This window comes from Altererythrobacter sp. CAU 1644, assembly GCF_029623755.1.
In the GTDB taxonomy this organism is placed as follows: Bacteria; Pseudomonadota; Alphaproteobacteria; order Sphingomonadales; family Sphingomonadaceae; genus Erythrobacter; species Erythrobacter arenosus.
This window is the reverse complement of record NZ_CP121106.1, coordinates 907880-926842: the sequence shown is the minus strand read 5'-3', so window position 1 is coordinate 926842 and position 18963 is coordinate 907880. Positions and strand designations below refer to the sequence as shown.

At 63.3% G+C, this 18963-nt stretch carries 13 protein-coding genes; 5 read left to right on the top strand and 8 right to left on the bottom strand.

Translation table 11 applies throughout. From position 1 onward, the window contains the following. Positions 1 to 57: 57 nt before the first annotated feature. Together mtnP and P7228_RS04565 are read right to left on the bottom strand one after the other, a co-directional pair. Entirely contained in the window at positions 58 to 933 is an 876-nt protein-coding gene (mtnP, locus tag P7228_RS04570) for an S-methyl-5'-thioadenosine phosphorylase (RefSeq protein WP_278017033.1), read from the bottom strand. Positions 934 to 1028: 95 nt separating this feature from the next. After that, positions 1029 to 1721: a glutathione S-transferase family protein gene (locus tag P7228_RS04565; RefSeq protein ID WP_278017032.1), complete on the bottom strand. Its 693-nt coding sequence runs from the start codon at positions 1719 to 1721 to the stop codon at positions 1029 to 1031. A gap of 188 nt (positions 1722 to 1909) precedes the next feature. Between P7228_RS04565 and P7228_RS04560 the strand changes: the two genes are divergently transcribed. The 5 genes from P7228_RS04560 to P7228_RS04540 all read left to right on the top strand — a co-directional run bounded on the left by P7228_RS04560 (position 1910) and on the right by P7228_RS04540 (position 11255). Further along, positions 1910 to 3337 (top strand): aldehyde dehydrogenase family protein, encoded by a 1428-nt coding sequence (locus tag P7228_RS04560; protein ID WP_278017031.1) that lies wholly within the window; start codon positions 1910 to 1912, stop codon positions 3335 to 3337. A 6-nt stretch (positions 3338 to 3343) separates the two neighbouring features. Next, positions 3344 to 4696: a phosphotransferase gene (locus P7228_RS04555; protein ID WP_278017030.1), complete on the top strand. Its 1353-nt coding sequence runs from the start codon at positions 3344 to 3346 to the stop codon at positions 4694 to 4696. 3 nt (positions 4697 to 4699) lie between these two features. Continuing rightward, on the top strand, positions 4700 to 5986 hold the full coding sequence (locus tag P7228_RS04550) for an acyl-CoA dehydrogenase family protein (protein ID WP_278017029.1): 1287 nt from the start codon (positions 4700 to 4702) through the stop codon (positions 5984 to 5986). Between the two features lie 96 nt (positions 5987 to 6082). Continuing rightward, a complete protein-coding gene (locus tag P7228_RS04545; protein ID WP_278017028.1) occupies positions 6083 to 9337 on the top strand; it encodes an amidohydrolase family protein in 3255 nt (1084 codons plus the stop codon). A 106-nt stretch (positions 9338 to 9443) separates the two neighbouring features. Beyond that, positions 9444 to 11255 carry a hypothetical protein gene (locus P7228_RS04540; protein ID WP_278017027.1) on the top strand — a complete coding sequence of 604 codons (1812 nt, stop codon included), beginning with the start codon at positions 9444 to 9446 and terminating at the stop codon, positions 11253 to 11255. Between the two features lie 2 nt (positions 11256 to 11257). Here the strand turns inward: P7228_RS04540 and P7228_RS04535 are convergent, their stop codons facing one another. The 6 genes from P7228_RS04535 to P7228_RS04510 form a co-directional block, all read right to left on the bottom strand. Then, complete coding sequence (locus P7228_RS04535; RefSeq protein WP_278017026.1) at positions 11258 to 11707, bottom strand: potassium channel family protein; 450 nt, start codon at positions 11705 to 11707, stop codon at positions 11258 to 11260. A 66-nt stretch (positions 11708 to 11773) separates the two neighbouring features. Continuing rightward, a complete protein-coding gene (locus P7228_RS04530; protein WP_278017025.1) occupies positions 11774 to 12496 on the bottom strand; it encodes a hypothetical protein in 723 nt (240 codons plus the stop codon). 14 nt (positions 12497 to 12510) lie between these two features. Next, positions 12511 to 15000, bottom strand: a complete 2490-nt coding sequence (locus P7228_RS04525) for an AMP-binding protein (protein ID WP_278017024.1) — start codon at positions 14998 to 15000, stop codon at positions 12511 to 12513. Next, complete coding sequence (locus tag P7228_RS04520; RefSeq protein WP_278017023.1) at positions 14997 to 16211, bottom strand: hypothetical protein; 1215 nt, start codon at positions 16209 to 16211, stop codon at positions 14997 to 14999. Before P7228_RS04520 ends, P7228_RS04525 begins: the two co-directional genes overlap by 4 nt. Further along, the gene (locus P7228_RS04515; RefSeq protein WP_278017022.1) at positions 16198 to 17544 is read right to left on the bottom strand and encodes a glycosyltransferase family 4 protein; all 1347 of its coding nucleotides are present in this window, start codon (positions 17542 to 17544) and stop codon (positions 16198 to 16200) included. The genes P7228_RS04520 and P7228_RS04515 overlap by 14 nt, the downstream gene beginning before the upstream one ends. Beyond that, complete coding sequence (locus P7228_RS04510) at positions 17541 to 18824, bottom strand: polysaccharide pyruvyl transferase family protein (protein WP_278017021.1); 1284 nt, start codon at positions 18822 to 18824, stop codon at positions 17541 to 17543. The genes P7228_RS04515 and P7228_RS04510 overlap by 4 nt, the downstream gene beginning before the upstream one ends. Positions 18825 to 18963 lie beyond the last annotated feature (139 nt).

The window sequence follows — 18963 nt, the reverse complement described above, 5'->3', positions numbered from 1 at the left end:
GCGGCTTCTATTGCGGCGAGACACCCTGCTGCAAGCTGAACCCCGAAGTTGCCGACATCATCTTTCCGGATTGAGCAGACGGGCCGCAACCGCGTCAAGCCGGGAGATCAACGCGGGATCGTGCTTGTCCGGCGCGGTGATCACCGCATCGTCGAGCGCATTGTCGATCGGCGAGGGCTCGCGCTCCTTGGGCAGTGCCTTGACGAAATTGGTCACCAGGTCGCGCGCCAGCTGGCTGTTCTGCTGCATCTGGGCGACGACCTGCGCCACGTCGACCGCGTCGCCTTCGCGCCAGCAGTCGTAATCGGTCACCATCCCGACGAGGGCATACGGCAGCTCGGCTTCACGCGCGAGCTTGGCCTCGGGCATGGCGGTCATGCCGATGACGTCGGCACCCCAGTCGCGGAACATGTGGCTTTCGGCGCGGGTCGAGAATTGCGGCCCCTCGATTGCGACATAGGTCGCGCCGGTCGCGACCTTGCCCTTGGCCTTGGAGATCGCCTTGGTCGCCATCTCGGACAGCCGCGGACAGACCGGGTCGGCCATCGAGACATGGGTGACAAAGCCCGAACCATAGAAGCTCGAAGGGCGCCCCCTGGTCATGTCGATGAATTGTTCGACCACCGCGAAACGGCCCGGCTCGATCTGCTCGCGCAGTGATCCGACTGCCGAGATTGCGAGGATGTCGGTGCATCCGGTGCGCTTCAGCGCGTCGATATTGGCGCGCATGTTGAGCTCGCCGGGCGAGATCGGATGCCCCCGGCCATGGCGCGGCAGGAAGCGCACGCGAACCTCGCCGATCCGCCCGCACAGGATCTCGTCAGAGGGCTTGCCCCACGGGCTCTCGATCGGAATCCACTGCGCGTCCTCGAGCCCGTCGATCGCGTAGAGGCCCGACCCCCCGATGATTCCGATTGTCCACGGGCTGACCATGAAGCCGTCTCGATACCCCTAAGCGACCAGTTAGCCTGGCCTGTCTAAAGCGAATTGCCCTCATCTGGCAAAGGAATGGTTAGGAATTGGTAAGGTTACGAGAGATCGCAGACCTCCGGCAATGCCTTGCGAACCGCCCGTTCGGCCTTGGCGAAGGGGACAGCGATCGAATCGCGCGCCTTCATCCGCTCGAGATGCGCGGCGAGCGCGGGCCAGCGATCGAGCTTCAGTTCCGCCACGAGCCCGATCTGCATCAGGCAGCAGGCAACCGTGATGTCGGCAATCGAGACACTGTCGTGCACGAAGTAGTCATTGTCGCCGAGCGATGCCTCGAGATAGTCGAAGATCGGCGGCATCTTGGTCGACCAGGTCTCGCGCGCGGTATCGAGGTCGGGCTCCTTGCCCTGCGTGACCGAGAAGAAGATCGGGCGGAAGATGCCGAGGCCGCCGATCGCGGCGAGATTGGTGTCGGCATATTCCTCGATCCACAGCGCACGCCCATGCGCGTAGGGATGGTGCGGATAGAGCGCCGGCTCCGGATGCTTCTTCTCGAGATAGGCGCAGATCGCCGAACTGTCGGCGATGGTCCCCTCCTGCCCCTCGCTCGCGACCGAGCGATCGCGCAGCACCGGAATGCGCTTCATCGGGCTGATGTCGAGAAACCATTCGGGCGGATCGAAGACGTTGACCGCCTCGATCTCGTATTCGACGTCCTTCTCGATACAGCAGGCGGCGACCTTGCGGACGAAGGGAGAGATCGGGCTGCCGTAGATTACGAGTTCGGCCATGAGCTTGTGCATCCTTTTTGCTTTGCGACTCCATTGCATAGGCGATAGGTTTCATAGCGCAATGGATAGGCGCACCCCCATGGCGCGCCTTCTATATGGGCAGCCGAAAGGCATTTGCCTTGCGATGGGTTCGCGCCCATCATCGCTCCAGGTAACCGGATTGTAGAGAATCGAGAGAGGAACCCCCCATGGCCAAGCAGTACAAGAACCTGATCAATGGCGAGATGGTCGAGACCGGCGAATGGCTCGACGTCGTCAACCCCGCCAACGAGGATGTGATCGGCCAGGTCCCGGCATGCGGCAAGGGTGATCTCGACAAGGCCGTCGCCGCCGCGCGCGAAGCCTTCAAGAGCTGGAAGAAGACCAGCTTCGAAGAACGCCAGGCTGCCTGCATGGCAATCTCGGGCGCGATCAAGGAAAACGCCGACGAACTCTATCGCCTGCTGACCAGCGAGCAGGGCAAGCCGCACGAACAGGCCAAGGGCGAGATTTATGGCGCATCGGGCATGGCGGCGGCGCAGGCGACGCTTAAGCTCGACGAGGTGGTGAACGAAGATTCGGATGCCCGCCTCAGCCGTACGCGCCGCGTTCCGGTGGGCGTGGTTGGCGGTATCGTGCCGTGGAACTTCCCCGTGATGATGGCGATCCAGAAGATCGTGCCCGCGCTGATGAGCGGCTGCACTATCGTCCTCAAGCCATCGCCCTTCACCCCGCTCACCACGCTGCGGATTGCCGAACTGATCGCGGACAAGGTGCCGGCCGGCACGGTCAACATCATCACCGGCGAAGACAGCCTCGGCCCGCTGATCACTTCGCATCCCGATATCGACAAGATCACCTTCACCGGCTCGACCGCGACCGGCAAGAAGATCATGGAAGGCGCCAGCGCCGACCTCAAGCGCATCACGCTCGAGCTGGGTGGCAACGATGCCTCGATCGTGCTGCCCGATGCCGACCCCAAGAAGGTTGCTGAGCAGTTGTTCTGGTCGAGCTTTTCCAACGCCGGGCAGATCTGCGTCGCGGCCAAGCGCGTCTACATCCACGAGGATATCTATGACGAGCTGAGCGAGGCGCTGGTCGAATATGCCAAGACGGTGAAGGTCGGCGATGGCTCGCAGCAGGGCACCGGCGTCGGTCCGATCCAGAACAAGAAGCAGTTCGACCGCGTGTGCGAACTGATCCAGGACGCCAAGGACAATGGCTACAAGTTCCTTGTCGGCGGCGATGTCGATCCCTCGGGTTCGGGCTATTACGTGCCGATAACGATCATGGACAATCCGCCCGAAGACGCGCGCATCGTGGCCGAGGAACAGTTCGGCCCAGTGATGCCGCTGATGAAGTTCTCGACCGAGGACGAGGTGATCCAGCGCGCCAACAATTCGGACTATGGCCTCGCCGGGGCGGTGTGGACCGGAAACCCCGACAAGGGCGTCGAGATCGCCGAACAGCTCGAAACCGGCACGGTGTGGGTCAACGAATACCTCCACCTCTCGCCCTTCACCCCGTTCGGCGGGCACAAGCAGTCGGGCTTCGGCGCCGAATACGGCCTCGAAGGGCTCAAGGAGTTCACCTATCCGCAGGTGATCACCGTCAAGAAGGACAATGTCCCCGCGTAGAACAAGGTGAGCGGGGGAGAGCCAAACGCGATCGAACAAGGCCTGGCCCGCGCGCTCGCGCGGGTCGGGCTTTCCCCTCCTTCAGGCCTGACGCGCCTCACCGGCGGCGCGACCATGGAAAGCTGGCGCTTCTCGTCGAATGGCGAGGACTTCGTCCTGCGGCGCTCTCCCTCGCTCGCGTTCATGCAAGGCCGCCCCTATGGGCATGCGACCGAAGCAGCGCTGATCGAAGCGGCGCGGGCGGCAGGGGTGACCGCGCCCGAGGTTGTGACCGTGCTCGAGGAAGGCGACGGGATCGGCAGCGGTTTCATCATGTGCGCCTTGCCGGGCACTCCGAACCCCAAAGAAATTCTGGCGATGGATGGCGCGCAGACGATCCTGCGCGAGGCGGCGCGCGATCTCGCCCGCATCCATTCGCTTTCTCGCGAAGACGTTCCTGCCGATGTGCCGGTGATGGACTATCGCGCCGCCATCGCCGATCTGCGCCAGCAGTTCGAGGAGGCGGGCGGCGACCGCCCGATCATCGCGCTCGGGCTCAAGTGGATGGAGGACAACTGCCCCGAAGAATGCGCGCCGGTGCTCAACCATGGCGACTACCGGATGGGCAATATCCTCGCCGAAAATGGCCACCTGACCGGCGTGCTCGACTGGGAACTGGCGCATTTCGGTGATCCGCACGAAGACCTCGCCTTCGGCTGCATGGCGGTGTGGCGCTTCGCCCGATACGACCGGCCGGCGTTGGGACTGGGTCCGCTGGAGGACTATTTCGCGACATACGAAGCGGAGAGCGGTCGCACGGTCGACCGCGCCCGGTTCCGCTACTGGACGATCCACCGCACCGTGTGGTGGGCGCTGGGGTGTCTCAAGTGTGCCAAGACCTGGCGCGAAGGCGCGGACCGGACGCTCGAACGCGTGGTGATCTCGCGCCGCACCAGCGAGCAGGAATTGGACCTGCTGATGTTGCTCGAAGAGGATGCGCCGGAGGAGGAGCGGGCGCGGCAGATTAAACTCTACAACCACCCGAAAAGAAAGGTCGGTGAGGCCGCTATACATGATCTTGCGGCTGCGATTGCCGAGTGGCTTCACTCCATCAAAGACTCAGTTCAAGGTCATGACCGATTTCAGCTAGCGGTTGCAAGAAATGCGTTGGGAATCATTGAGCGAGACGACCTGCATGGCTCGTGGCAAGCCAATTTCAATTCGTACGCGACCGACGGGATATTCGAAGGAGGATTGGACCTTTCGACCAAGGATCACCTTTTCTTGGCCAAGCTCTATGCCCTCGAAAAGGTCGCTGTCGATTCCCCCAAATACCCCGCGCTCGCCGTCGCGCGAAAGAAGTGGACCGGAGAGGACTAGCCCATGGATTTCACTATCCCGCCAGCGCTCGAGGACTATTACGCGGAGCTCGAGAAATTCATCGAATCCGAGATCATCCCGCTCGAGCAGCAGGACGACAATATCCGCTTTTTCGACCACCGCCGCGAATGGGCGCGGACCAATTTCGAGGAAGGCGGGCTGCCGCGCGAGGAGTGGGAGGAACTGCTGTGGGAGGCCAAGCGGCGCGCCGACAAGGCGGGGCACTGGCGTTTCACTGCGCCGAAGAAATATGGCGGCAATGACGGCAGCAACCTATGGATGGCGGTGATCCGCGATCGCTTTGCCCAGCGCGGTCTCGGCCTCCACAACGACCTCCAGAACGAGCACTCGATCGTCGGCAACTTCCCCTTCGTCGCCATGTTCGAACAGTGGGGTACCGACGAGCAGAAACAGGAATTTATCCTGGGCGGGTTCGAGGGAACGCGGCGGGTGGCCTTTGGCTTGACCGAGCCGCACCACGGCTCTGACGCGACGCATATGGAAACGCGCGCCGTCCGCGAAACGCGCGACGGGATCGACGGCTGGCGGATCGATGGCGAGAAGATGTGGATCACCGGCATGCATGTCGCGACCCATTGCGCGATGTTCTGCCGCACATCGGGCGAGGATGGCGACGCGCGCGGCATCACCTGCCTGCTCGTCCCCAACCCGACCGAGGGGCTGGAGATCGAGGAATGGATGTGGACCTTCAACATGCCCACGGACCATCCGCGCCTCTCGGTCAACAATGTCTGGGTGCCCGAAAGCGCGATGCTTGGGCGCGAAGGCTTGGGCCTCGCGCTGGCGCAGAGCTTCGTCCACCAGAACCGCATCCGGCAGGCGGCATCATCGCTCGGCGCGGCGCAGTTCTGCGTCGAGGAAAGCGTCAAATATGCGCGGCAGCGCAAGCCCTTCGGCGAAGAGCTGGCCAGGAACCAGGCTATCCAGTTCCCGCTCGTCGAGCTGGCGACTCAATGCGAGATGCTGCGGCTGCTGATCTACAAGACCGCCTGGGAGATGGACAACATGGCCCATGAGGAGATCGAGAAGACGATCTCCGACAAGGTATCCATGTGCAATTACTGGGCGAACCGGCTGGTATGCCAGGCGGCGGACCGGGCAATGCAGGTGCACGGCGGGATCGGCTATTCGCGGCACAAGCCGTTCGAGCACATCTATCGCCACCACCGCCGCTACCGCATCACCGAGGGTGCCGAAGAAATCCAGATGCGCAAGGTCGCTGCCTATCTGTTCGGCTATCTCGGGCCGCGAAAAGGCACCTTCGACTAGGCATTCGTCGAAAGCCTTCGCGCAATCATCCTGCGCGGGCTGGCAATCCTGCTGCGCGTGGCTATGACTCGCTCCAACTCAAGGGGAGAGCCATACATGCGCCGTATCACCACTCGTTCCTTCGCCGCCGCGCTGCTCGCAGGGGCCTCGCTCGTTGCCGTGCCGCTTGCTGCCCAGGATACCGAAGCAGCCGAGAAGAAGGACGAGAAGTGGGACGTCAGCGCGCCCAAGGGCGCAACGATCACGCAGGTCCCGATCAACGTCGATGAAGGGACCTGGATGGATGTCGATGTCTCGCCCGACGGACGGACCATCGCCTTCACCCTGCTCGGCGACATCTACACCATGCCGATCACCGGCGGCACGCCAACCCGCATCGCCGAAGGCTTGGCGTGGGAGGTGCATCCGCGCTTCTCGCCGGATGGCAGCCGGATCGCCTTTACCTCGGACCGGGGCGGGGCGGACAATATCTGGGTGATGAATGCCGACGGGTCGGACAAGCGCCAGCTGACCGAGGAAAAGTTCCGCCTGCTCAACCAGCCGAGCTGGAGCCCCGATGGCCGGTTCATCGCCGCGAAGAAGCACTTCACCACCGCGCGCTCGCTCGGCACGGGCGAGATCTGGATGTATCACGTCTCGGGCGGCGGCGGGGTCCAGGTGGTCAAGCGCGCCAGCGAGGCACTGCAGAAGGAGCTGGGCGAGCCGACCTTTTCGCCCGACGGCAGCGCGATTTACTACACCCGCAATACGACCGGCGGGAACACCTTCATCTATGCGCAGGATTCGAACGCCGGCATCTTCGCGATCGAGAAGCACGAGCTTGCCACTGGCGAGGTGACGACCGCCGTTGCGGGATATGGCGGGGCGGTGCGCCCGACCCCTTCGCCCGACGGCAAGAGCATCGCCTTCGTCAGGCGCGAGAAGGATCAGTCACAGCTGTGGGTCAAGGACATCGCCAGCGGCAGGGAGCGCATGATCTACGGTGCGCTCGACCTCGATGTGCAGGAGACCTGGGCGGTTACCGGGGTCTATCCCAATATGGACTGGACGCCCGACAGCAACAGCATCGTGTTCTGGGCGGGTGGCAAGCTCCGCCGGGTCGACGCCGATGGCGGCGGGCTGGCCGAAATCCCGTTCACGGTCAACGATAGCCGCGGGACGGCGGAAGTGCCCAATGTCGCGATCGAGGTCGCGCCCGACAGCTTTACCACCAGCATGGTGCGTTTTCCCACATTGACCCCCGACGGCAATCGGGTCGTGTTCGAGAGCATGGGCAAGCTCTACAGCAAGAGCGCGACCGGATCGGATGCTCCTCGGCGGCTAACCGGCGGCAGCAGCGACGCGCTCGAACTGTGGCCGAGCTTCTCTCGTGACGGGAAGAAACTCGCCTACGTGCGCTGGACCGACGAAGGGCTGGGCGAGATCGTCGTCGCCGATGCCAATGGGCGCAATGCCAAGGCCGTCACCAGCCAGCCGGGCCATTACGCGGTGCCGAAGTTCAGACCCGACGGGCGCTCGATCGTGTTCGAGAAGCGCAGCGGCGGCTCGCTAACCTCGCCCGACTATTCGGAGAATGCCGGCGTCTACGTCATCTCCGCGAATGGGGGAGAGGCGGAACTCGTCACCCGCGACGGATCCGATCCCCATTTCGGTGCGGCGAACGACCGCATCTTCTTCACCCGCGTCTCCGCCGACAAGCTGATGCTGGTGTCGAGTGACCTCGCGGGCAAGGACGAGCGGACGCACGCACAGGGCGAGCTGGCCGCGACGTTCCATGTCTCGCCAGACGGCACGACGGTCGCCTTCAGCCAGAACTACGAGCTTTTCGCCATGCCGCTGATGCCGGGTGGCAAGCCGGTGGACGTGAGCGAGGAGGGTGGCCCACTGCCGGTGACCCGGGTGAGCAAGGGCGGCGCCGATTACATAGGGTGGGCGAACGGCGGGCGCTCGCTCAGTTGGTCGATCGGCCCGTGGTTCAAGACGGCCGATGTCGCCGCGCTGTTTCGTAATGTGCCCAAGGGCAAGGACGACAAGGACAAGGGCTTCGAGCCGCCTGAAACCGGGGTCTCGCTGGCGCGCACGCTTGCCGCCGACAAGCCCGATGGCACCGTGGTCCTGACGGGCGCGCGCGTCCTGACCATGCGCGACGGTCTGGGCAAGGACGATCCCGGCGCCATCGAGAATGCCGTGATCGTGATCGAGGGCGACCGGATCGCCGCGATCGGTCCCGCCTCTGAGGTGCAGCCCCCATCCGGGGCCAAGGTCATCGACGTAACCGGCAAGACCATCATGCCCGGCCTGGTCGATGCCCATGCGCATGGCCCCTATGGCACGGGCGACCTGATCCCGCAGCAGAACTGGACCTTGCTGCAGGACCTGGCGCTCGGCGTTACCACGATCCACAATCCGTCCTCGGACGCGACGCAGGTGTTCGCGGCAGCCCAGTTGCAGCAGGCGGGCGAGATCCTGGCCCCGCGCATCTTCTCGACGGGCGAGATCATCTACGGCGCCAAGGCGCTGGGCTTCTACGCGCGGATCGACAATTACGAAGATGCGCTCGCCCACGTCCGACGGATCAAGGCGCAGGGCGGCATTTCGGTCAAGAACTACAACCAGCCGCGGCGTGAACAACGCCAGCAGGTCGTGCGCGCGGCGGTGGCCGAGAACATGCTGGTGGTGGCAGAGGGCGGTTCGCTGTTCGGCATGGACATGAACCTCGTCGCGGACGGCAATTCGACCGTCGAGCACAATGTGCCGGTGGACGTGTTCTACGAGGACGTGCTGCAGTTCTACAGCGCGTCCGATACGAATTACACGCCGACGCTGGTCGTGACATATGGCGGGTTGGCAGGCGATCCCTACTGGCGCCAGGCGACCGACGTGTTCGACAACCCGCTGCTCGTGCACACCCCGCCCAAGCAATTGCTGGCCGCTACGGCCCGGCGCACCAAGGCGCCCGAATGGGCCTTTGTCGATGATGACGCCGCCCGCGAAGCCAAGAAGCTGGCCGAGCGCGGGGTCGCAGTGGCGATCGGTGCGCATGGCCAGCAGGCCGGCATCGGTGCGCATTGGGAGCTGTGGAGCTTTGCCCGCGGCGGGATGAGCGCGGTGCAGGCATTGCGAGCGGGCACGATCGAACCCGCCAAGTCGCTCAAGATAGCGCGCGACATCGGCAGCCTCGAGGTCGGCAAGCTGGCCGATCTGGTCGTGCTCGATGCCGATCCCTCGGCCGATATCCGAAACTCGGACAAGATCGACAGCGTCATGTTGGGCGGCCGCCTCTACGACGCCCAGACGATGAACGAGATCGAGACCGGGGATCGCAAGCGGCGGAAATATTGGTGGGAGTAACCGGCGCCGAGCCAACCTCGGGGTGAAGCGCGCGATTGCGTCCCCGTCCATTGGCGGGCATGATCGCGGGCGGTAACCCTGCGATCGACCAGAAGGGGGTGGAGCGATGTCAGCAGAGCAAGCGGGAGGCAGCTACCGGCCGCGGCTCGTCCTGCGCTTTGGCATTACCGGACATCGCCCACCGCGCCTGCTGCATACCGAGCATGATCGCGTTCGCGCGCAGTGCCGCAAGCTGTTCGAACTGGCGCAGGGCGCGCTGGGGCAGATCGCCTTGGCGCATCCGAGCATCTTCAGCGCCGATCCTCCCGAAGCGCGGCTCATCTCTTCGCTCGCCGAAGGGGCGGATGTGCTCGCCGCCGAGGCGGCGCTCGAGAGCGGAGTCCCGCTGTCTGCCTGCCTACCCTTTCCCGCGGAGGTCTATCGCAAGGACTTCGGCGACGAGGAATGGGCCCGGACCGAAGAGCTGATCGGTCGATCGGTGTCGGTCATGCAATTGTCCGAATACAGGAACGGGGACGAGGCCGCCTACGAGATGGCCGGCCGACTGGTCCTGTCGCAATCGGACATCATGATCGCGATCTGGGACGGCGAGGCCGCGCGCGGCCGTGGCGGGACGACGCAGGTCATTGCCGAGGCCGTGGCCCTCCACCAACCGGTGATCCATATCGACGCGACCGGCGAGACCGAACCCGAGCTGTTGTGGAGCGGCCTTCACGACGTCGTTCCCGATCGGCCTTCTCTCGACGGTGTCGAGCGGCGCCCCGCCTATGCCGCATTGCCGCACCTCATTCGTGCGCTGTGCGCCCCGCCCGAGGGGGAGGACGAGCGGCAGTTGCTCGAATTCGTCGAACACGACCCTTCGCCGCACCATCGCAGCTATGGCTGGCCCCTCCTGCTCGCGCTCACCGGCGCCAGGCCGTGGTACAAGATTTCGATCCATCCGCCCGAGGTCGACGGCAGCGTCGCCCAGATGCAGCCGCATACCGAGCCGTTCGAATCCGAGGGACGCTTCGGCCAAGTGCTCAATTCGCTGCTGCTCGAACGGTTTGGCCGCGCCGATGCCGAGGGCGGCTATTTCGCCCTACGCTTCCGGTCGAGCTTCGTGACCAATTTCGCCATGGCGGGCGTGGCCGTGCTGCTCGCCCTGTCGGGCCTGCTGTTCCCCGAAGCGAAGAAGTTCCTCATCGCCGGCGAGCTGCTGGTGATCTCGCTCATCATCGCCAACACCCACGGCGCCAATCGACTCAACCTGCACCAGCGGTGGCTCGATTCGCGCCATCTGGCCGAGCGCCTGCGCCTCCTCGCCATGTCGGGGACGATCGGGCAACTCAATCTGCGCGAGGTCGAGGACGGGACCAAGCAGCCCGGTTGGGTCAGCTGGCTGGCGCGGGCCACGGCGCGCGAGCTGGGCCTGACCTTCGCCACCTTCGACCAGGCCTATCTGGCCAAGGTGCGCGATACCATGTTGGCACTGATCGACGAACAGGTCGGCTATCATCGCAGCAATGCCCATGCGATGCACGTGGCCAATCACCGCCTGCACAAGCTGGGCGACCTGCTGTTCATCGGAACCATCATTGCCTGCCTGTTCTATCTCGGCAAATCATTGGTCTCGCCTGAGTCCGCCGAACTGATGGGCTTCAGCATCACCGGCATTGTGACTTTCATCACAGCGCTCTTCCCGGCTCTGGCCGCTGCGCTGTACGGCATCCGGATGCAGGGCGATTTCGCGGCGACGAGCGAGCGTTCGACCGTGATTGCGCGCCAATTGGGCCAGCTAAGAAGCGCGATCGAACGCGACCCGCTGTCGCTCGAACGACTAATCGAGCGTTCGCGCCGCCTGGGCGAGATCATGCTGTCGGAAGTGCACCAGTGGCGACTGCACTACGAGACGCGCCCGCTCAGCCTGCCGGGCTAGGATCAGTCCTTGTGGTGGCGCGGCTTGCGGGGCCGCAGGTGCCAGAACTTTTCCATGTAGAGATAGGTCATCGAGGCGCTCCAGCCGACCATGACCAGCCCGTTCAAGGCCTCGATTCCGCTGATGATCCGCAGCGCCCCGGTCGGGTAGAGGTCACCGATCCCGAGCGTCGTGTAGCTGGTGATCGAGAAATAGAACGCGTCTTCCAGGCTGTGTCCGCGTTGGCCGCCAATCGTTCCGAATCCGCCGATTTCCTCGAGCCACAGGAAGGCAACCGCATAGATGAAGGCATGAACCATATGCGATGTCAGCGCTGCGGTGAGGATGGCGATGATCCGCATCCGCGGCGGCCAGGGAAGATGGGTCAGGCGGGACGAGGTGAAGCGGAGCACCTCGTAATGGACGCCGATCGTCAGGGCGACGAGGATGAGCGAGATGAGAAGCGTCAGCATTGCTGCATGGTGTGTCGCGCGCGAACCCGATGGTCAAGCGGCGAGGTCCCCACTCTCATTGCGAGGCTATCCGGCATCCGCAACTGGTGCTCTCGCATCCGTGTCCGGCGTTGCCGCAAATCGTTCGAACACATGCGCGAGGATCAGCGCCTGTGCGAGCATCTCGCCGCCATCTTCCACGAGGTCGAATATCTGGAAACAGTATCCGGCGTGGTCGAACGCTGCGCAGATCGGTTCGTGCAGGAAATCGATCCCGACGGCGAAAAAGCCAAGCAGGCCGACCAGGCCGGTGAGGATGAAGATGCTCGGCCATTGGCGTGGCGGCGTCTTGACGAGGCCATAGATGCCCCAGGGGGCAAGGAACAGGGCGATGGCGCCCCACGCCACCAGCTCACCGCTGTCCTTTGCCAATGGCCCGGGAAGCCGGTCGAGATAATCCCACTCGCTGAAATATCGCCCGAGGCTTTCGTGGATCGTGAGACTGTCGTCCAGCACCATCGTCACGAGGACGACGGCAAAGGTCAGGTAGAGCGCAACCCGCTCGCGCCGGTAGGCACGAAACATGATCACGGCACTGGCGGCCATGACTGCATAACCGAACCATTCCGATGCGCTCCCGTCTTGCGATATGTTCAGGAGATGCGGGATTTTCGGCATCAGGGCGCCTGTCACCACATGCAAGGTGACAAAGACCGCCTCTACTGCCAGCACCAGCAGCAGGACAAACCAGTTGAATTGACCAGTCAGCCAGCCGCGAAATTCGGTCAAACCGTACTTTCGTTCGGCCATGGCTGATTCGAGGGTCAAGGCACGGGGCTCTCGGCGGATCCGGCTATCCGACCGGGGAAATCCTTTCCCTTGCGGCTATCGGAACGGCGCAACAATCGCGGAATGACAGGCTTCAGTAGCTCAATTCGTCTGATCGCCTCGTAGCCGATCAGGCATCCGATGAACGTCAGACCGAATGTGATGGGGCTCCAGGATTGCCCGAAGACCCTTTCGAAGACCATCGATATCCCCCAGGCCAGGATCCCGTTCAGGGCGAAGATCGTGAAGGTCGCTGCCGAGACATACTGGATAGCTGAACGTAGCGACCGGGGAACCGGGATCATCGGGACATAGAGAGTGGCCACCACGCCCAGAGCGATCCAGGCTGACCTGCGCGAAACGCCCGAATCTATGAAGGCAAATGTCAGCCCCAGGGCCAAGGCCATCAGCTTCTGACGCGTGGTCTGGGCCGCAAAGCAGCACCAGCCGAGCCAAAGCAGTGCGATATAACGCTGCGGGACAAGGTTGCGCAGATGATCGGTGTCCCAGATGGCCGGGAAGATCGCCCAGATGCCGACGAGGATGGCAGTGAGACCAAAGGCGAAGCGCCACGGCTCTCGTTTCGCGATCGCCCTCACTTGAGGAATGAGAAGCAAGAGTCCGGTCAGGGCCAGGCACTGCACCAGCACCTGGACGAACCAGAACGGGAAGATCTGGGTGAGGCGCAGCTCGGTGAGATTGGTGTACAGCAGCAAGGTGTCGAGCTGGAATTCCCGGCGATAGGCCATGAACAGGACGGCCAGTATGAAATACGGGATGATCAAGGTTTTGGTGTAGGGCACGAGCGAGGACAGGACCTTGCCCTCGAGCAGTGCGGGCGCCTTGAACCGCGCAAGGTTGTAGCCAATCAGGAAGAACAGCAGGAAGGTGCCGCCGCCGAGGATTGCGATGCCGGAGTGCGTCCCGACGACACAGGTGATGGCGAATGCCCGCAAAAAAATGCCAGTTTCCATGGTCGCTGGCTTTGGCGAGGCAGCGCCCTCCATTTCCGCCAATCGAGCAACCGGCAGCACGTCCCAGTTCTGTGGCAGCGCACCCAACTCGCTTTCGAGCGCGATCGACATTTCGACGTAGTTGAGCGAATCGCCGCCCAGATCCTGAAAACTGGCAGTGTCGGGAACTTCCGCCAGTTCGAACATCTTCGCATAAAGGCCGCGGACACCCGGCAAGCCTGCCGCCGGAGACGGTGCGGCGGGAACCGAGGGCGAATAGAGTTCGGCGAGCGCATGCCTGCGCACCTTGCCGGTCACGGTCGTGGGGATCTGATCTACATATTGCGCTCTCACCGAAGATCCCGCGGCAATATCGCGGCGCCGCAGGGCATCGTGCACGGCCTCGGCGGCCTGATCGGGCTCGCACCCCGCTGACTTCTGCAGGCCCACGAAGAAACCCTCTCCTCGCCGCTCGTCAGGAATCCGGGCGATGGCAAGCCCGCCCTTCAATCCGAGCGCCTGAAGCACTTCCCCTTCCAGCTGCGCGGGATCGACCTTGATCCCGCCGCTGTTGATCACATCGTCTGCGCGCCCGTCGAACGACAGCATTCCGCCAGCGAAATGTCCGTTGTCGCCGGTCGTGAGCCAGCCATCCTCGTCGGCGATCGGCACGATGTCTCCGTCGAGGATCCGGCCCGTTGCCAGATGCGGGCCGCGCAACTGGATGCGGCCGTCATCGCGTGTCCTCACCTCTACCTGGCCGACAGGGCGGCCCACGGATTCCAGCCCTTCCCCTGCGGTCTCGCTAATCACGAGGAAGGTCGAGCGCGAGGCTTCGGTAAGGCCATAGTGCTGGACGATCACGGCGTTCGGGAACAACGCCTTGACCTGCTCCTTTTCGCGGCGGCTCATGTACTGGCTGCCGATCTCGAGCCATTTCAACGCGGCGCCGTGGCCTTGCAGGACATTCGGCTCCTTGAGGAGCAGCCGCAGCAAGGCGGGCACCGCCGACAAGGCGTTGATCTCGCCCGAACGCAGCATGTCGCGGATTTCCAGCGGGTCGAAGCCGTGCTGGGGAATGAAGAACTTGCCGCCTACGGTCGCCACCGCCCGGCATCGCCCCAGGCCGAAGGAATAGGTCACCGGGACGCCGACATATTCGCGGATCGAGCCGTCGACCTGCATGACGCCGTTCAGTCGGTCGACGGTGTCAGCGAGGGCGCGATATGAGATCACGATCGCTTTCGGCTCGCCCTCGGTACCCGATGTGAAGACAATCTGTGCGGGATCATCGGTTCGACGCGGGGCGAGCTTGCCTTCGAACCACCCGCCCCCCGGTCCGGGATCGATTATCGAGCGGGCGCTGTATCCGTCGAGCCGAGGGAGGACGGCGTCGTCGTCAAGCACGGCAAAGAGCTGCCCATCGCGGTAGGCGTCGAACACCGCTTGCACGAATGCCACGGAATTGCGCTTGCGAATCCCGATCAACGATGGCCCGGCGATAGCTTCGGGAGGTTGCATCTCGCTCGTCATGTCCATCTCTCCCGCAGCCTGAACAGCGTGTATTTGGCGTGCCGGAAGATCGGGCGATTGACGATCTGGGAGGGAAAGCGCCGTCTTAGGAAGCTCTCGATCGCACCCAGGGGATAATAGATATAGGACCGGTGAATCGCGGACCGGATGGCATCGGCGAGGTCGTCCCTGCCATTGGCGATCGCATCGTCGAGCAATTCGTGAAACACGGGATACTCGTTGGGATGGTGCAACCGCGTCCGGCGGATCGCCTCGAGACTGTAGTGAGACCAATCGAAGGTGCTGGCCCGGTTGGGCGACACATTGGCCGTATCCAGTGAGATCATGGTCCGCAGGCATTTCTTGCAGCGCGAACAGTTGACGCGATTGCCCTTCAAGGCCGGCTCCAGCCCGCAGACATCGAGTTCGGAGATATATTCGGGATGCTTGGCGATCCGCATGATTTTCTCGAGACGAGTGAATTCGGCGCCGTAGTGTTCGAACTTCAGATCGCGGGACGAAAGCAGCGGATCAGTCAGCGGATGCGAACCCCATGGCACCAGCGTGCCGTAGGTGCGCGACGAGGAGAAGATTACCCGGTCGACGCCTTGAGAGACGATATGGGCGATCGCCCCCAGCGCGGGCCCGTGCGTGCGATAGGCCCAAGCATCGGCGAACTCGGGGAATGCGCGCAGGACATTGGTTCCGATGGGCAGGACGTCCTTGCCGTGAACGTTGCGCTTCTCCGACCGCAATTGTTCGACGAGATGGCTCTCGTCATCCCAGTCGAAAATGGCCTTGATCAGGATATCGGTTTCTTCCGCCCGGCGCGCGAGAGTGAAGGTTGAATCCACCCCTCCGGTGAACAGAAGCCCCTGTCCTCTCGAAACAAGACTTGCTCCCCCTTCCTCATCGTCGACTGTCGGAGCCTCGATCGAAACCGGTTTTGCGCGGGGATACCAGGCTGCCCATTGCCTGGTCAGGCACTCGACATTGCGTCTGAGCGTGGCGGAAACCGGTTCATCCTGAGCGTAATTCTCGCCGAAGATCGCCGCCGACGTTGCGCCCAGCACCAACCAGTGGTCCATCCGCTCATTCAGCCAGTGCCTGTATTCGTGCGGCACGACGAAGAAGAAGTTCAACGCGCGCCCGCCCTTGCTGCGAAAGCGCGCCTCGTGCCGTTCGAAGGCACCGAAATAGTTGCGGTCGATGCGCGTGCTATCCAGCCGCATTGCTCAGGTCCGTGTTCGAACGAAATGCTGCCTCCCGAAGGGGTTTTGACGTTCGATAGGTTATGGGAGCCACTTCGCTGTCTTCGGTGTCATACAGCTTTGCGAGTTCGGATTTTCCGCCGCGCAGGATGGCCTCGTAGCTCTCCTGCAGCCGTTCGATCCAGGCATTCCAGCTCAGAGCCAATCCCCGAGTACCCTCGATGGCATTGATGCTGAGCCCACGCACCAGCGGGTCGTTGCCGGTCCAGGACTTGAGCAAGGCAGCGAAGCCATCGATGTCGTAGGGGTCGACCCCTGCGCCTGCCCCGGCCTGCTTGATTTCACCGGCCAGCAGGGCCCGATCCGAGAATACGACAGGTAGTCCGCTCCACAACCCTTCAACCGCGGTAAGGCCGAAGGGCTCGATGGCGGTGCTTGGCATGAGCAGCATCCTGGCCTGGGCGGCGTAGGCGCCGATTGATTCGGCCGGCTTCCATCCCAGCCACTGATGCTCGGGATAGGTCTCGCGCAAGCGGGACAGGAGCTCGCCCGTCCCGATCGCAATCAGCGGGATGCCGGCCCGTCGGCACGCTTCGGCGGCGCGATCAATCCCCTTCGTGCATTCGATGCGGCCGACGAAAAGCGCCGCCTTGTTCGTCTCGGCCGGAACGCGGCTGTTGCAAAATGGCGTTATGGGGTTCGGCAAGACGAACATGTCCCGCGCTTCGACACCACCCTTGGCGAAATAGTCGGCCATGCTCTTGTGAATGAGCATCAGCGGCGGGAATTCGTCGAACCCAGGCCTGGTCTGCGCCAGCACCGAATGGCGGGCCAAACGCCAGCCCTTCTGAAGGTAGCTGCGGCGGTCGCAATTGCGCATCACGCATTGCGTGCTCATGGGCTTCAACTCGCAGTGCTTCTGGCGCTTGAAATCGTACATCGCTCCGTTGGGGCAAGTGACGAAGAAGTCGTGAGCGCTCATGATAAGCCGGTCGGCGACCTTGCGCAGCGGAACGAAGATCGACGGCGAGAGAATCTGCGCCCAGCCGTGCAGGTGATAGACCGCGCGCCCGTTGTCGTTCGCCTGGATCCAGCGCTCAAGCATCTTGCGGGCGCCAGGATTGTAAAGCCCGCGGACTGCGCTCTTGGCGACCCCGGCGGCCAGCAGCCGTTGCTGTCCGAGCGCCACGATCTCCACCCCGGCATCGCGCAGGAGATCGCTTCCGTCATCGCCGGTAACGAAGGTAACGCGGTGCCCCCGATCCGCAAACTCGATGGCCGACTTCAACGCGAGGAGGGAAGCTCCACCCATCGGTTCGCTCAGGTCGTTGATGATGACGATATGCGCGCTCATGCTGCAACCGCCTGCGTATTTACGAGGCCTGCGAGGTCGGCGATCGAGCCGAAGCAATCGTCTTGAAGTGCGGCGACTTCGGTGGGATCGGGAATTGCCGACATGGTGTCGATGGACATTCTCGCCGCTTCGAAGGGACCCAGCATGGACGGATCGATCAGGTGCGGCGCTCTGCCGATCGTGGTGAAGAATCCTTCGAGCTTGGCGTCCCAGACCAACCCCGCCGTCGGCACGCCGTAGGAATGCGCGACGATACAGGCGTGGAGCCGATGGGCGACGACACCCTGTAGTGAGCCGATGAAGCGGGCGAGGTCACGCGGCTTTGTGAACCGGTCAGCTCGCGAGAGGCGCGGGTCCTTTGGAAGCCGTGCGTATACGAGATCGAGGAAATGCTGGTCTTCGGGGCTGCCGTTCGTGAACAGGACCAGCCTGTGGTCTTGCCCCAGCAAGGCCGAGACGAACTCCACCATCCACTCTAGATCGCAGCGATCGGCGCCGTGCTGGCCGTGCAGCCGCAGCACTTCGGGGGCCGTCAGACAAATACCGATCGTATCTGCGCGGTCGGCCTTGTCGTCGGTTCCGTAGACCCGCGCCGCAAGCAGGCCGGGATCGAGCGCTATCGGCACCCGATCCGTACCGGATGCCGACAAGTATTCCTGCCAATGGTGCTGGGAAATCCCGTCGCGCACGCTGATCGAAACTACACGCGACCGGGAGATCGCCCGGGTCAGCCGCGATCTTCCTGCCTTAGACCATTCCTTGCCGACGCCGATGGCGGCGATCGCGACGGGCAGGCGGAGGTCGCGGGCCAGCTCCAGTGCTGAAGAGATCTTGATCGGGAAATTCTGGTCACGGTCGGCGAAGAGATTGCCGCCGCCGACGACGACTGCCTTCGCACCCCGGAGTTGTTCGCGCCAGCGCCGCGCGAGCCTTATGCCGACCAACGCCCTTAGTGCGAGGGGTACGGCGTAACGGCGAACACCGGAGGGCAGAGTCTCGAGCGCGCTGATCAGCCACCGGCGGCGACCGCCGTTGGAGGCGTCGAAACTTTCACGACCCGCCAGATCGATGGAATAGGGACGCAATGACGGCTCGGCCGTGCGGAGGGAATGCTCGAGACATTCCGCGATTACGCCGTCGCCCAGGTTGGGGCTGTACTTGACGTTGAAGACCGCGATCGGGATCGGAGCTTGGTCACGCAAGGGGCCGTCATCTACGCCCGGCTGTTCCGAACCGGGGGTGTCGTCGATTTCAAAGTAATGTTCGGCAATGCGATCCAAATCCCTTCCCTTCTGCCGCCACATTTTCTTGCCCCTGCGAAGTCTATCGGCCACCTGGCCGGGACAGGGTGGCTAACGGCACCTGATGCCTCGGGTGGTGATTGGATTTGTCACATCGGACCAGTTCAACTTGCACCAG